At 72.2% G+C, this 14906-nt stretch carries 13 protein-coding genes; 8 read left to right on the top strand and 5 right to left on the bottom strand.

Annotation, left to right across the window (positions count from 1 at the left end; translation table 11 throughout):
- From VQ02_RS30835 to VQ02_RS30825, 3 genes are all read right to left on the bottom strand, one after another.
- On the bottom strand, positions 1–199 hold a 199-nt coding region (locus tag VQ02_RS30835; protein ID WP_048448074.1), incomplete at its 3' end, for a chemotaxis protein CheW.
- Entirely contained in the window at positions 192–2135 is a 1944-nt protein-coding gene (locus VQ02_RS30830) for a methyl-accepting chemotaxis protein (RefSeq protein ID WP_048448073.1), read from the bottom strand. The genes VQ02_RS30835 and VQ02_RS30830, both read right to left, overlap by 8 nt.
- Before the next feature lie 197 nt (positions 2136–2332).
- Positions 2333–3118, bottom strand: a complete 786-nt coding sequence (locus VQ02_RS30825) for an IclR family transcriptional regulator (RefSeq protein ID WP_048448072.1) — start codon at positions 3116–3118, stop codon at positions 2333–2335.
- A gap of 166 nt (positions 3119–3284) precedes the next feature.
- On the opposite strand from VQ02_RS30825, the gene VQ02_RS30820 reads away from it, so the two are divergent.
- The 5 genes from VQ02_RS30820 to VQ02_RS30800 all read left to right on the top strand — a co-directional run bounded on the left by VQ02_RS30820 (position 3285) and on the right by VQ02_RS30800 (position 10413).
- Positions 3285–4145, top strand: coding sequence for a 2,4-didehydro-3-deoxy-L-rhamnonate hydrolase (locus VQ02_RS30820; protein ID WP_048448071.1), 861 nt, complete (start codon positions 3285–3287; stop codon positions 4143–4145).
- A 4-nt stretch (positions 4146–4149) separates the two neighbouring features.
- Positions 4150–4899, top strand: a complete 750-nt coding sequence (locus VQ02_RS30815) for an SDR family NAD(P)-dependent oxidoreductase (protein ID WP_048448070.1) — start codon at positions 4150–4152, stop codon at positions 4897–4899.
- A gap of 414 nt (positions 4900–5313) precedes the next feature.
- Complete coding sequence (locus VQ02_RS30810) at positions 5314–6648, top strand: MFS transporter (protein ID WP_083469548.1); 1335 nt, start codon at positions 5314–5316, stop codon at positions 6646–6648.
- A 555-nt stretch (positions 6649–7203) separates the two neighbouring features.
- The gene (locus VQ02_RS30805) at positions 7204–9588 is read left to right on the top strand and encodes a hybrid sensor histidine kinase/response regulator (protein ID WP_053080619.1); all 2385 of its coding nucleotides are present in this window, start codon (positions 7204–7206) and stop codon (positions 9586–9588) included.
- 189 nt (positions 9589–9777) lie between these two features.
- Positions 9778–10413 carry a LysE family translocator gene (locus VQ02_RS30800; protein ID WP_048448069.1) on the top strand — a complete coding sequence of 212 codons (636 nt, stop codon included), beginning with the start codon at positions 9778–9780 and terminating at the stop codon, positions 10411–10413.
- A 367-nt stretch (positions 10414–10780) separates the two neighbouring features.
- Here VQ02_RS30800 and VQ02_RS30795 read toward each other — a convergent pair whose 3' ends face one another.
- Both VQ02_RS30795 and VQ02_RS30790 read right to left on the bottom strand, forming a co-directional pair.
- On the bottom strand, positions 10781–11281 hold the full coding sequence (locus tag VQ02_RS30795; RefSeq protein ID WP_048448068.1) for a GNAT family N-acetyltransferase: 501 nt from the start codon (positions 11279–11281) through the stop codon (positions 10781–10783).
- A 69-nt stretch (positions 11282–11350) separates the two neighbouring features.
- Positions 11351–11599 carry a hypothetical protein gene (locus tag VQ02_RS30790; RefSeq protein ID WP_048448067.1) on the bottom strand — a complete coding sequence of 83 codons (249 nt, stop codon included), beginning with the start codon at positions 11597–11599 and terminating at the stop codon, positions 11351–11353.
- 352 nt (positions 11600–11951) lie between these two features.
- Here VQ02_RS30790 and VQ02_RS30785 point away from each other — a divergent pair, with 352 nt between their 5' ends.
- From VQ02_RS30785 to VQ02_RS30775, 3 genes are all read left to right on the top strand, one after another.
- Positions 11952–13262: a cytochrome c gene (locus tag VQ02_RS30785; protein ID WP_245239901.1), complete on the top strand. Its 1311-nt coding sequence runs from the start codon at positions 11952–11954 to the stop codon at positions 13260–13262.
- Positions 13263–13275: 13 nt separating this feature from the next.
- Positions 13276–13758: a (2Fe-2S)-binding protein gene (locus VQ02_RS30780; RefSeq protein ID WP_048448066.1), complete on the top strand. Its 483-nt coding sequence runs from the start codon at positions 13276–13278 to the stop codon at positions 13756–13758.
- The coding region (locus tag VQ02_RS30775; RefSeq protein ID WP_048448065.1) for a molybdopterin cofactor-binding domain-containing protein at positions 13755–14906 on the top strand (1152 nt) is incomplete at its 3' end. The genes VQ02_RS30780 and VQ02_RS30775, both read left to right, overlap by 4 nt.

The raw sequence follows: 14906 nt of genomic DNA, 5'->3' as shown, positions 1-14906 counted from the left end.
CGAGGACCGGGAGCGCGGCGCCGCGGACATTGGCGAGGCCGGCGAGCGCCGGAGGCGCCCCCGGGACCCGGGTGAGGGACGGGACCGGCGCGACGGCGCGCACCCGCGCGGCCGGCAGGGCGAAGCGCCTGTCGCCGGACGTCTCCGATCCGAGCGAGACGACGAGGACGCGCCCCGCCCGGGCGTCGGCCTTAAGCATCCGCGCCCAGCAATTCGTCGGCGAGCAGCGCGATCTCCTCGACCGCGGCCGCCAGGTCCTCGGCCCCGCGGGCCTGCTGGCGGGCGGCGGTGGCGGCCTCGCTCGCGGCCCTGTCGGCCTCCTCGGCGGCCGTGGCGATCTGGCGGCCCCCCGCCGCGATGCCGGCGGCCGCGGCGAGGATCGCCTCGGCGCCCCCGGCGATCTCCCGGTTGGCCTGCTCCAGCTCCGCCACGTCCGCCGCCACCGTGGCGAGGCCCGCCGTGAGGGAGCGGTTCTTCGCCACCTCCGCCTCCCCGGCGCCGACGGAGCGCTCGAGGGCGCGGCGCAGGGCGGCGGCCCCGTCGCGGATCGTCCGCACCGTGCCGCGGATCCGCTCGGCACCGGCGGCGGCGTCCCGGGCGAGCGTGCGGATGTCGCCCGAGACCAGGGCGAAGCCCTGCCCGGCCTCGCCGGCGCGGGTGGCCTCGACCGCGCCGGTCACCGCCAGCATGCCGACCTGCACCGCCACGAGCGCGATGCCCTCGACGATGGTCTCGATCCGCCGCGCGCCGTCCTCGATCGCGCCGAGGCGGTCGAGGGACTCGCGCATGCCCTGAAGGGCCTGCTCGACCCCGTCGGCGAGGCCGTCCACGGTGCCCCGGGCCTGTCGCAGCGAGGCCGCGATGGCGGCGACCTGCGCCAGCGCCCGGTCGGAGCCCGCACGGGTCCCGGCGGCGGCGCGCTCGATCTCCGCCATGGCGGCGGCGGATTGCCGGGCGGCGGCGCTCTGCAGGCCGAGGCCGCGGCTGATCTGGTCGATGGCGGTCAGGATCTCGGCGGCGGCCCCGGACAGCTCCTGGATCGTCGCCGAGAGCGCATCCGCGGCGGTCCCGATCTCCTCGGCGCTCGCGTGCCCGGCGGCGCGGTCGCGCAGGGTCTCGGCGAGGCCCGCCAGCGCCTCGGCGGTGGCCTGGCCCTCGTCGAGGGCGTCCGTCTGCTGCGCCACCGCCCGCTGCGCCTCCTCGGCGGCGGCGGCCTGCTCCTCGGCGGCGGCGGCGATCTGCTCGGCGCCGGCCTGCGCCTCGCGGGTGGTCTCCACCGCCCGCAAGGCCGCAGCGAGGATGGCCTGCGCGCCCTCGGCGAGCGCGCCGAGATCGACCCGCGCCTGTTCCAGCTGGCGCGCGACGCGGCCACCGGCCTCCGCCTCGGCCGCCGCCCGGGCCGCGGCGGCGCGGATCGCCTCGCCGAGAGCCCGGATCTCGGCCCGGATCGCCTCCGCCCGCTCCCGCACCTCCCCGGCGCTCGCCTCGGCGGCCTCGGCGAGGGCCTTCACCTCGTCGGCCACCACCGCGAAGCCGCGGCCGTGCTCCCCGGCCCGGGCCGCCTCGAGGGCGGCGTTGAGGGCGAGGAGCCCGGTCTGGTCGGCGATGATCTCGACCGTGCCGGTGATCTCGCCGATGCTCGCCGCGTCCCGGTCGAGGTCGTCGACGATCGCCACCGTCGCGGTCTGGCGCCCGGCCTCGGCCTCGATCGCCGCGAGCGACTGGGTGGCCTGGACGCTGGCCTCGGCGAGGAGCGACTGGAAGGCGGCGGTGCGCTGGCGCGACAGGTCGGCCCGCTCCCGCGCCTCCCCGAGCCGCCCGACGATCGCCGCCACGGCGGCCAGGGATTCCTGCGCCGCGCCCGCGGCCTCCTCGGCCCCGCCGGCTATCTGCTCCATCGCCCGGCGCAGCTCCTCGGCCGCCGCCGAGGCCTCGGTGACGCCGGCGGCCAGTTCCTCCGTGGCGGCGCCCAGGCGCTCGGTCGCCTTCTGCTGGCGCGCCCGCGCCGTCCCGCGGGCCTGGCCGCGCCGGGGGGCGGGGGTGAGGGTGGTGGTGGGGTCCTGAGGCGCCGCGGCAGCGGGCGCCTTCTGCGCACCGTCCCGAGCCGCGAGTTTCGCCTTCTTCACCAACGCCATCGGAGCCCGAGCCTGCCCGCAACCGCGCTGGTTTGCCGGAGGCGGGCCGCCGGAGCAAGCGCGCCGAAGGCGCCATCCACCCCGTCGCCCGACGGGCTCGTCCCGATCGCGGGGCCGTCGGGCCGATGGCCCGATCCGCCGCGAGCCCGCCCCGTGCTCACGCGCCGCCACCGGTGCGGCGGACACCGCCCGGTCCGTCACCCCGGCCAGCCGAGGTCCCGGCTGATCGCACGGGCGACCTCCCGCACCGTGCCGGTCAGGTCCTCCATCCGGACCTCGTCCATGTACTGCACCGTGCTCGAGACGCTGAACGCCGCGACGATCGCCCCGCCCGCGTCGCGGATCGGGGCGGCGACGCAGCGCACCTCCGGCTCGTTCTCCTCCCGGTCGTAGGTGATGCCCTGGCGCGCGTAGGTCCGCATCCGCTCGAGCCAGGTCGCAAGGTCCGGGCTGTGGGCGCCCCGCGCCGGGCCGAGGCGGTGGAAGCCGCGCCAGCGCGCCTCGTCGAGGTCGAGGATCAGCGCCTTGCCGAGGCCCGTCGACCAGACCGGCTGGCGCTCGCCCACCCGCGAGCTGATCTCGATGCGCCGGCGCCCCGGCAGCTTGTCGAGGTAGAGCGCCCAGTCCTCCTCCAGCACGCCGAGGTGGATGGTGTCGCCGCAGGCCGCCGAGAGGCGCTCGAGGTGGGGCCGCGCCACCCGGGTCACGGGCGACGCCTGCTGGGCGCGGAAGCCGAGCTCCAGGAGCTTGGGGCCGAGCGCGTAGCCCTCCCGCGGCGCAAAGGTGAGGTAGCGCTGCTCGACGAGCGCCGCGGCGAGGCGGTGGGTGGTGCTGCGCGTGGTGCCGAGGACGGCCGACAGCCCGGCGAGGTCCCGCGCGCCGCCCGCCACCGCCTCCAGGATGGCGAGGCCGCGCAGCAGCGTCTGGCTGCCCGGCGCCGCGCCATCCCCGCCCGGCTGCCCGGTTGACGGCTTCGCTGGCATCTGCTTATCGTCCCACATAGAAAAACAAGATCCCAACATATGGGATTGATCGGCGTGGCGCCAGGGCCGTGCCGGAGGAAACCGACGAACGCCGCGACCTCCGACCCGCCCAGCCCGCACCCGTGATCCGGCGCGCTGCGGCGCGCGAACGAGGAGGTTCGACCCGATGAAGCTGTTGCGCTACGGCCCTGCGGGCCAGGAGAAGCCCGGTCTGCTCGATGCCGAGGGCCGCATCCGCGACCTCTCGGGCCACCTGCCGGATCTCGGCCCCGCCGCCCTCGCCCCGGAGGCGCTCGCCCGCCTGGCGGCGATCGATCCGGCGAGCCTGCCGGTCGTCTCCGGCGAGCCGCGCCTCGGCACGCCGGTGGCGAATGTGGCGAAGTTCATCGCCATCGGGCTGAACTACGCCGACCACGCCGCCGAATCGAACCTGCCGGTGCCGAAGGAGCCGATCGTCTTCACCAAGGCGACCAGCTCGCTCGCCGGCCCGAACGACCCGGTGATGCTGCCGAAGGATTCGGTGAAGAGCGACTGGGAGGTCGAGCTCGGCATCGTGATCGGGACGCGCGCCGCCTACGTCGAGGAGGCCGAGGCGCTCGACTATGTTGCCGGCTACTGCCTCGTCAACGACGTCTCGGAGCGCGAGTACCAGATCGAGCGCGGCGGCACCTGGGACAAGGGCAAGGGCTGCGACACCTTCGGGCCGGTCGGCCCCTGGCTCGTCACCGCCGACGAGGTCGGGGACCCGCAGAACCTCGACATGTGGCTCGACCTGAACGGCCGGCGCATGCAGACCGGCAACACGCGGACGATGATCTTCACCTGCGCGCAGATCGTCTCCTACGTCAGCCGCTTCATGACCCTGATGCCCGGCGACATCATCACCACCGGCACGCCCCCCGGCGTCGGCATGGGCATCAAGCCCGAGCCGGTCTTCCTGAAGGCCGGGGACGTGATGACCCTCGGCATCGAGAAGCTCGGCGAGCAGCGCCAGGACGTGATCGCCTGGCGGCGCCGGGAGGCGTGAGGCGATGACCTTCCCGAACCGCTTCGAGGGCCGCACCGCCCTCGTCACCGGCGGCGCCTCCGGCATCGGGCTCGCGGTCGCCGCGCGCCTGCGCCGGGAGGGCGCGACGGTCGCCCTCTGGGACCTGAACGCGGAGGCGCTGGAGAAGGCCAAGGCCGAATCCGGCGCCGCCGACACGCGGGCGCTCGACATCGCGGACGCCTCCGCGGTCGAGGCCGCCATGCGCGCGACCGTGGCGGCCCTGGGGGGCCGGCTCGACGTGCTGGTCTGCAGCGCCGGCATCACCGGGCCGAACACGACCCTGCGCGACTATCCGGTCGACGCCTGGCAGCGGGTGATCGACGTCAACCTGAACGGCCTGTTCTACTGCAACCGCGCCGCGGTGCCGGCGATGGAGGCGGGCGGCTACGGCCGCATCGTCAACGTCGCCTCGATCGCCGGCAAGGAGGGCAACCCCAACGCGTCCGCCTACTCGGCCTCCAAGGCCGGGGTGATCGGGCTGACCAAGTCCCTCGGCAAGGAGCTGGCCAAGAGCGAGATCCGGGTGAACTGCGTCACGCCGGCGGCGGTGCGCACCGCGATCTTCGACCAGATGACGCAACAGCACATCGACTTCATGCTGTCGAAGATCCCGATCGGCCGGTTCGGCGCCATCGACGAGGTGTCGTCCCTGATCTGCTTCCTGGCGAGCGAGGAGGCCTCGTTCTCGACGGGTGCCGTGTTCGACGTGTCGGGAGGTAGGGCGACGTATTGAACGGCCTGGGCCGCTTACCCGCTTCTCGATAGGACGCGGGTCCCCCTCTCCCCGTGGGCGGGGAGAGGGCCGTGTCACCGTCCAGGGGACACGGCAAGCGGAGGCGCAGCCGACGCGAGGGTGAGGGGGTGGTGCCGGAGGAGCCTCTTCCGGAGATGCCCCCTCACCCTCGCCCTGCGGGCTTCCTGAGCCCCTTCGGAGCTCAGGCCTCTCCCCGCCCGCGGGGAGAGGAGAAAAAACCCGCGCCTCAATCTTTCCCCGAACAGCCCTGCCACCCACAGGGAGAGGATGCGTACCGTTCGTTGTGCGTCCGCGAGCCTCCCAACGGGGCAATCAATTCACCAATCGAGAAAACCCGCATCGCCCCCCGGCCCGCCTCCCGCGCGCCTGCGGGCGATCCATCGGGAGGACACCATGACCACCGCCACCATGGCCGCCGTCGCGGGCGCCGCCGCAGCGACCGGCGGGGACGATCCCTTGCGCCGGCGCGTGCTCGCCAAGCTGCGGCCGCGCATCGTGCTCTACTGCTTCGTCCTGTTCATCATCAATTACCTCGACCGGGTGAACGTCGGCTTCGCGGCGCTTCACATGAACAAGGACCTGGGGCTCTCGGCCACTGCCTACGGGCTCGGGGCCGGCATCTTCTTCCTCGGCTACATCGCCTTCGAGGTGCCGAGCAACATGATCATGCACCGGGTCGGGCCCCGGCGCTGGATCGCCCGGATCATGGTGAGCTGGGGCCTCGTCTCCGGTGGCATGGCCTTCGTGCAGGGCGAGTGGAGCTTCTACGCCATGCGCTTCCTGCTCGGGCTGGCCGAGGCCGGCTTCGTGCCGGGCATCCTGCTCTACCTCACCTACTGGTACCCGGCCCGCGACCGCGCCAAGGCGACCGCCGGCTTCATGACCGCGACGGTGCTCTCGAGCGTCATCGGCGCGCCGCTCTCGGGCTGGATCCTCGCCAGCAACCCGACCTGGTTCGGCCTCGCCGCCTGGCAGTGGCTGTTCATCCTCGAGGCCGCCCCCGCGGTGGTGCTCGGCGTCGTGACCTACTTCTACCTCGTCGACCGGCCGCAGGACGGGCGCTGGCTCGATCCCGAGGAGCGCGCCTGGCTGATCCGCACCCTCGAGGAGGAGAACCGCCAGGTCGAGAGCGTCGGCTCGCACGAGTTACGGGCGATCTTCCGCGACACCCGCGTCTGGCTCCTCACCCTCGTCTACATGTTCAACGCGGTCGCGGTGTACGGCGTGGTCCTGTGGCTGCCGCAGATCGTGCGCAGCATCGGCGGCCTGTCCGACCTGCAGACCGGCTTCGTGACCGCGATCCCGTTCGTCTTCGCGGCGATCGGCCTCGTCGTGGTGGCGCGCTCCTCCGACCGCACCGGCGAGCGCAAGCTGCACACCGCCCTCTCGGCCCTGATCGGCGGCCTCTTCCTCGCCGCGAGCGCGGTGGCGCCGACGCCGCTCCTGAGCCTGCTCCTCCTGTGCGCCGCCGCCTTCGGGGTGTGGGCGGTCCTCGGGGTGTTCTGGGCCCTGCCGACCCAGTTCCTCACCGGGGCCGCCGCCGCCGGGGGCCTGGCGATGATCAACGGCCTCGCCCAGATCGCCGGCTTCGGCGGGCCCTACCTGGTGGGGTGGATCCGCGACGCGACCCAGAGCTTCACCCCGGCCCTCCTGGCGCTCGCGGCCGGGCCGGTGATCGCCGCCTTCCTGTGCCTCGCCGTCCGGGTGCGGCGCGACCCCACGGCGTGAGGCGACCGCGCGGGCGGCACCGCCCGCGCGGTCGCCCGTCAGCCGCGCGCCCCATCGCCGTCATCGTCCCGTCGCGCCCTGCCGCCGCCTGCGGCGGCAGGGCAGCCAGCGCAGACTCATCCGGGCATGCCCAGCGCCGTTGAAAGAGCCCGTTCGCCGGTGCTGCGGGCTTACCGGAACGGCTCCCGAGACGACATGCTGCCCGGTGAGCGGAGGCAGCCACGCCCCGACCGATTGCCGGCCCAGCCGTCCGGGCAGCGCCGCCAACGGTCGCCCCTCTCCCCCGGAGCCCGCGCGGCCGGGGTTTCTGACGTCCAAACTCAATCAGCCTGACCCTGCCTGCCTCGGCTTAGGACCCAATCCAGCCATTCGAAAGGTCCGGTTCGCGGCGGGCAGCGAACGCGCAGGTTGCTTTGCAATTGACACAGGCTAATGTGAGCCGGGTCCTCGGCTGCTAACGCGCGTTCCGAGGATGCCGTGCCCGCGTCGCTGATCGAGCTGTAACGCGGGCTATGCGTTAAGCTCATCCGAGCCGCGCCACGCAGCAGGAGTTCAGTGCCAAATCTCGATCGAGCCGAGGCGGCCCTTAGCGTTGACAGCCGATACAGGCTGCTCGTCGAGGCGATCACGGATTACGCGATCTACATGCTGGATTGCGACGGGTACGTGACCAGCTGGAACCCGGGCGCCAGACGCTTCAAGGGATACGAGGCTGATGAGATCATCGGCCGTCACTTCTCAACCTTCTACACCGATGCCGAGCGAGCAGAGGGCGTGCCAGCGCGAGCCCTGGAGGAGGCCGCTCGGACGGGACGCTTCGAACGCGAGGGCTGGCGCGTGCGCAAGGACGGCGCGCAATTCTGGGCCCACGTGATCATCGATCCGATCCGTTCACCCGACGGCGACCTCGTCGGCTTCGCGAAGATCACGCGCGACCTGAGCGAGCGAAGGGCCGCCGAGGCCAAGCTGAGGGAGAGCGAACATCAGTTCCGGCTACTCGTGCAAGGTGTCACCGACTACGCGATCTACATGTTGAATGCGCGAGGCGAGGTCGCGAGCTGGAATGCAGGCGCTCAGCGGATCAAGGGCTACGCACCGGACGAGATCATCGGTCGTCACTTCTCCGATTTCTACACACAGGCGGATCGCGACGCGGGCCTCCCGGTGCAAGGCTTGGCGACTGCGGCGAGCGCGGGGCGATGGGAGCATGAGGGACAGCGGGTCCGCAAAGACGGGACGACCTTCTGGGCGCACGTCGTCATCGATGCTATCCGAGACGACGCGGGGCAGCTGATCGGTTTTGCGAAGGTCACCCGCGACATCTCGGAGCGGCGCCAAGCCGAAGAGGCGCTTCGCGACGCGCAGGCGGCCATGCTCCGGTCTCAGAAGCTCGAAGCCATCGGGCAGCTCACAGGCGGGGTCGCCCACGACTTCAACAATTTGCTTCAGGTGATCAGCGGCAATCTGCAGCTGCTGAGTAAAGACATCGCCGGCAATCCTCGCGCTGAGATGCGGGTTCAAAGTGCCATGGCCGGGGTCGCGCGCGGCGCGAAGCTCGCCTCGCAGCTCCTCGCCTTCGCCAGGCGTCAGCCCCTTGAGCCTAGGGTCGTCAACATCGGCCGGCTCATACAGGGGATGGATGACATGCTTCGCCGCACATTGGGCGAAGAGGTCGAGATCAAGACCGTGGTCGCGGGTGGGCTCTGGAACAGCCTCGTCGATCCCGACCAGATCGAGAACGCCATCCTGAACTTGGCGATCAACGCGCGTGACGCGATGAACGGCCACGGCCAACTGACCATCGAGGCCGGCAACGCTTCACTGGATGACGCGTACGCACGGACGCACGACGACGTCGTGGCAGGTCAGTACGTGCTGGTCGCGGTCACGGACACGGGCGAGGGCATCCCGCGCGAAGCGCTGGAGCGGGTCTTCGAGCCGTTCTTCACGACGAAGCCCGAGGGCAAAGGCACTGGCTTGGGGCTCGCCATGGTCTACGGCCTGATGAAGCAGTCTGGCGGACACGTTAAGATCTACAGCGAGGTGGGTTCGGGCACGACCGTCAAGCTTTATCTGCCGCGTGCGATGGAGAGCGAGGACGCCCTGGTCGCGGTGCCGCAAGGCCAAGTGCGCGGCGGGGACGAAACCGTGCTGGTGGTCGAAGATGACGACGAGGTCCGCGACGTCGCAGTGTCGATGCTCGCGGAGCTCGGCTACCGCGTGCTCAAGGCGCGAGATGCCGCGAGCGCGCTCGCGATCGTAGAGAGCGGCCTTCCCATAGACCTGATCTTCACCGACGTGATGATGCCGGGCGCCGTGCGCAGCCCTGAACTCGCGCGCAAGGCCAAAGAACGGCTGCCTCAGGTCGCCGTGCTCTTCACCTCCGGGTACACCCGGAACGCCATCGTGCATGGCGGGCGGCTCGATCCGGGTGTCGAACTTCTCTCAAAGCCCTACTCACGCGAGGCGCTCGCACGGAAGGTCAGGCACGTGTTGGCCAATCAGGCACAGCGCCAGGTCGCCCCTCAAGGCGTCAGAAGGCCTTCCAGCCAAGATGCGTTGAAGGGCGCAGCTGTGTTGCTGGTCGAGGACGACGACCTCATCCGGAGCACGACCTCGGAGATGCTGACGGATGCAGGGTGTCAGCTTTGGGAGGTGAGGAGCGGGGAAGAGGCTCTCAAGCTGCTGGAGCTTGAGAGGGTGGACGTCCTCCTGACTGACGTTGGGCTGCCCGGCATCTCGGGTTTGGACCTGGCAAGAACCGCGCGGGAGCGCTGGCCGGACATAAGCGTGGTACTTGCGTCGGGCGATAACGCGGTGTCGTCCGAAGCCGCCTTTCTGCGAGCCTCGCTCGTCGTGAAGCCCTACACGCCTGACACATTGAGGCAGACGCTCGCCAAAGCGCTCCACGCCCACGAGGCCTCACGTCAGCAACGCTAGGGTCGAAACCCAACCAGCTTGACCGTGCGAGAGGTTGCTTCCAACCGAGGCCGTCTATGAGATAGAGTTTTCGGCTGGGTTGCGTGGTTTCCAGACCCTCAGCCTTGGATTGCCTTGCGGGTACGACTTGCCGTTTGTGCTACGCGTCTCGCTGCTCGGTTTAGCCGGGTACTAGGAGAACGAGAAGGCATGCTGGACTACGAACTCACGCATTGGATCGCGTTCCTGACAACAGCTCTTGTCCTGAACCTGTCTCCCGGTCCTGACATCGCTTTCATTCTCGGGCACACCGTTCGCTCGGGTAGACGCCATGGCATCGCAGCCATGTTTGGAATTTGGACCGGTGCCTTCTGTCATGTGGCCTTCGCTGTAGCCGGCTTGACAGCGATCCTTGCCGCCTCAGCGGTCGCCTTCTCGATCGTGAAATGGGTCGGGGTTGTCTACCTCGTGTGGCTGGGCATCCAAGCGCTCCGCGCAAAGGGAAGCGCCTTCGAGGTTCAGGAAACACTACCGACGTACAGTCTGCGCGGCGTGTTCCTGCAAGGTGTGCTAGTGGACATCCTGAACCCGAAAGTCGCGATTTTCTTCCTGGCGTTCCTGCCTCAATTCGTCGTTCCGGGCGCGGGGCCAATCTGGCTTCAGCTTCTCGTCCACGGATGCCTGATCATCGCGGTGGCGGCGGTTATCGAACCTCCCGTGATTTTCCTGGGTGATCGCATCACGAGCAAATTGAGGGCTAGTCGTCGACTTGCCGTCTGGCTCGACCGCACGCTGGGCATCCTCTTCATTGGATTGGCAGCGCGTCTCGCGGCCGCACAACGATAGGGAAGCAAACTCCGAAGAGAGGTTGGCCTGAGGGAATGTCCGCTTTCCGGGCCTGTGTACGGGCCACGAAGAGCAGCCATGGATCGGAGGCGGAACGTCCGCCTACGGACCCGGCGTCAAATTCTGATCCCCACCGTCAGCGGCCATTCACACGGTCAAGCTGATTGGGTTTTGACCCTGGTTCGCATGAGCATAGACGATGCAACGTCTGAGAGACTGGGCCGGCAATCGTCAGTCGCCGGAACAGGTGGACGATGCATCAGACGGCCGGAATGAGCCGAACGGCCAAGACTGAAGCGAGTGGGCAAGACTGAAGCGAGTGGGAACGTCCGCTCGTGAGCGTTGAGCCAATCGCCGCAAACCACCCTCAGCAGCCCTTCGCACGGTCAAGCTGATCGAGCCTGGACCGTGAGGGCAGATCCCGCCGCATCAGCGCGTACGCCTTCCCCCGATAGGCAAAGCTCTCCACCGTTCGCCACCCGATCCGGGCGTAGAGCGCCTCGGCGCTGCGGGTGTAGAGCCACATTGTCGGGATCCCCAGGGAGGCGGCCTGCGCCTCGACCGCCGCGACGAGCCGCGCGGCGTGGCCCCGGCCCCGGGCGTGCGGGGCCACGAAGACGCCGGCGAGCCACGGGGTCAGGTCGGGCCGCGGATCGAGGTCATGGGCGGCCAGGCTCGCCATGCCGACGGGCTCGCCATCCGCCAGGAGGACGCAGGTGCGGGGCATCGGGCCGGGGCCGGCGGCCTCCGCGGCGGCGACCTCGGCGAAGGTGCGGCCCTGCCCTTGCGCGAAGGCCTCCCAGCGCCAGCGCGCGGTCACGGGGGCGAGGTCGGGCCGTTCGGACGTGGTGACGATCGCGTGGGGCATGGCGGGCCGGCTCCCGGGAACGCCCGGTCCATGGCCCGGCGCCGCTCCGCGCTCAAGTCCCGGGCGCCCTCAGTGCCAGCCCTGGCCGAAGCGCCCCGTCGAGTGCATCAGGGTATGCCCGCATTCGAGGCAGAGGTAGCGGGTCTCGACGCCGCCACCGAACGCCTCGACCACCGGCGTCGAGGCCACCACCATCAGGCGGGCATGCGGCCGTTCCTGCCAGTGCGCCCGCATCTGCCCGCAGCAGGCCCGGCAGGCCGCGTCGTCGGCGCTCATCGGCGGCGGCCCGAGGCGGGCCTGGGAACTCTGCTGGGCCATGCGGCGGTCTCGTGCGGTGGGCCGCATCCGAAACGATCCCGGGAGGGTTCGCCCGCGGCCCCGCGGGATCAGCAAGACCGGGACCAGGGAGAGTCATGACGTCGAGCGGGCGGGACGCCGTCCGTTCAGGTCGAGACGCGACGAGGCGCCGCCGCCGGCCGCGTTACGGCCAAGCATGGCCGGCCCGTCCACGCGAACCGGACGATATCACTGTTTCGCGGGATTGCGGCAAGACTGTGCGGGGACCCGCCGGACGAGGCCGGGATGCGGGGAGCCATGGCCCGGAACCGTGACCGCGGGCGCCGGTTGTCTCGCCGCCGGAGGGGCGGGCCCTTCGTCGGGAGGTGCGCGGTTGAGGCGTCGCCGGATCGCCGTCTGGCTCGGAGGGGCGCTCGCCCTCGCGGTCGCGGGGTTCGGGCTCGCGGCCTGGCGTCCCGCCCTGGCGCCGGGCGGCCCGGGGCCGGGCGAGACCGCGCCGGAGCAGGTGCGCCGCGGCGCGGTCCTGGCCTCCCTCGGCTACTGCGCCTCCTGCCACACCGCCGAGGGCGGCCAGCCCTACGCGGGTGGCCGCGGCATCGGGACGCCGTTCGGCACGATCCACGCCACCAACATCACGCCGGACCCGGAGACCGGCCTCGGCCGCTACTCGCTCCCCGCCTTCACCCGGGCGATGCGCGCGGGCGTCGACCGGGAGGGGCGCCACCTCTACCCGGCCTTCCCCTACACCCACTATGCCGGCCTGACCGATTCCGACGTCGCCGCCCTCTACGCCTTCGTGATGACCCGCGCGCCGGTGCGGGCCGAGGCGCCGGCCAACGCCCTGCCCTTCCCGCTCTCCTGGCGGCCCCTCGTCGCCGGCTGGAAGCTGCTCTTCTTCCGCGCGCCGGCCATCCCGGCCGATCCGCGCCGGGACGCGGACTGGCACCGCGGCGCCTACCTCGCCGAGGCGCTGAGCCATTGCGGCGCCTGCCACACGCCCCGCAACCTTCTCGGGGCGGAGGTGGCGGGCCGGGCCTATGCGGGGGGCGAGGCCGACGGGTGGTGGGCTCCGCCCCTGGCCCGCTCGTCCCCGGCGCCCCTGCCCTGGAGCGAGGACGCCCTCGCCCGCTACCTCGCCGAGTGGGACCCGCAACGTGGCGGGGCCGCCGGCCCGATGCGCCCGGTGGTCGACGCCCACCGGACGGTGCCGGCGGGCGAGATCCGGGCGCTGGCCGCCTACGTGGCGACGCTCTACGGGCCCGGGCCCGCCGGCAGCCGCACCGGCCCGGTCGACCGGGAGCCGCCGGGCGACGACCCGGCGCTGGCCCGGGGGGCGGCGACCTACGCGGGCGCCTGCGCGGTCTGCCACGAGAGCGGCGGGGGTGCCGCCGGCGGCGTGCCCTACACCACGCCGTCGCTGGGCCACCGCACGACCCTGAGGGCGCCCGATCCGCGCAACCTGATCCTGGTCCTGCGCGACGGGATCGCGCCGCGGGAGCACGCGCCGGGGCCGATCATGCCGGCCTTCGGGACGACGCTCACGCCCGCCCAGATGACCGACCTCGCCGCCTATCTGCGGGCCCGCTTCAGCCCCGACGGGCCCTGGCCGGACCTCGCCGGGACGGTGCGCGGATTGATGCGGGAGGCTCCCGCTCCCGGTGCCCGGGCCGAGGCACGCCCGTGACGAGGAGACGCCGATGCCGACCCTAACGGTGAACGGCCGCAGCCACGCGGTCGCGGCCGAGCCCGAGACGCCGCTCCTCTACGTGCTGCGCGACGAGCTCGGGCTCAACGGCGCCAAGTTCGGCTGCGGGCTCGGCCAGTGCGGCGCCTGCACGGTGGAGGTCGACGGCCGCCCGGTCCTGTCCTGCCTCGCCCCGGTCGGGGTGCTCGAGGGCCGCGCCGTCACCACGGTCGAGGGCCTGGGCACCCCGGAGAAGCCGGGGCCGCTCCAGGCCGCCTTCATCGCCGAGAACGCGGCCCAGTGCGGCTACTGCATCGCCGGCATGGTGATGCGGGCCCACGCCCTGCTGCGGGTAAACCCGCACCCGAGCGAGGCCGAGATCCGGGCGGCCTTGCGGCTCAACCTGTGCCGCTGCGGCACCCATAGGCGGATCCTCGCCGCCGTGCGCCGCGCCGCCGGCGCGCCGGAGCCGGCCACCACGGGAGCGGTGCCGTGACGGCGCTCACCCGCCGCACCCTGCTCGTCGGCGGCGCGCTCCTCGTCGGGATCGGCCTGCCGCGGCCGGCCCGGGCGGCCCTTCCCGGCAGCCTCGCCGGCGCGCCGCGGATCGACGCCTGGATCCGCGTCGGCGAGGACGGGGCCGTCACGGTGCTCACCGGCAAGGCCGAGCTGGGCCAGGGGATCAAGACGGCGCTGATCCAGGTCGCGGCCGAGGAGCTCGGCCTCGACCCGGCCGCCTTGCGCCTCGTCACCGCCGACACCGAGCTGACCCCGAACGAGGGCTACACCGCCGGCAGCCACTCGATGCAGGATTCCGCCACCGCGGTCCGGCACGCCGCCGCGGCGGCCCGCGCCCTCCTCGCTGAGGCCGCCGGGCGCCGGCTCGGGGTGGCGCCGGACGCGCTCCGGGTGGCCGACGGCGCCGTGACCGCACCGGACGGCCGCCGGCTCCGCCTCGGCGAGCTCGCCGCCGAGGTCGCCCCCGACGCGGCGGTGCCGGCGCAGGTCGCGCTGCGGGATCCCGCCGCCTACGCGGTGGTCGGGCGGTCGCTGCCCCGGGTCGACATCCCGGCCAAGGTCGCGGGCGGCGCGGCCTACGTCCAGGACATCCGCGCCCCCGGCATGGTGCATGCCCGGATCGTGCGCCCGCCCCGTCCGGGGGCGCGCCTCGTCGCCCTCGAGGCCGAGGCGATCGCGGGCCGTCCGGGCGTGATCCGGGTGCACCGGGACGGCGACTTCCTGGCCGTGCTGGCCGAGCGGGAATACACCGCCGTCACGGCGATGCGGGCGCTCGCCCGCGCGGCTTTCTGGCAGGGCGGCACGGCCGTGCCGGAGCCCGACGCCCTGTTCGCCGACCTCGCCGGCCGGAGGGCCGAGCGCAGCGTGATCCACGAGGCCGGTGCCGGCACGCCGGTGCCGCCGGGGCGTGTGGTCCGGGCGCAGTACCGGCGGCGCTACCAGATGCACGGCTCGATCGGCCCCTCCTGCGCCGTGGCGGAGTTCGACGGCGCGCGCCTGACCGTGTGGTCGCACGCGCAAGGGATGTTCCCCCTGCGCAAGGCGCTGGCCGAGATGCTGTCGCTGCCCGAGGACCAGGTCCGCTGCATCCACGTCGAGGGCTCGGGCTGCTACGGCCACGATGGG

The sequence above is a fragment of the Methylobacterium variabile genome (assembly GCF_001043975.1).
Taxonomy (GTDB): Bacteria; Pseudomonadota; Alphaproteobacteria; order Rhizobiales; family Beijerinckiaceae; genus Methylobacterium; species Methylobacterium variabile.
Note: the sequence above shows the minus strand (reverse complement) of the source record. Positions and strands in the feature narration are given on the sequence as shown.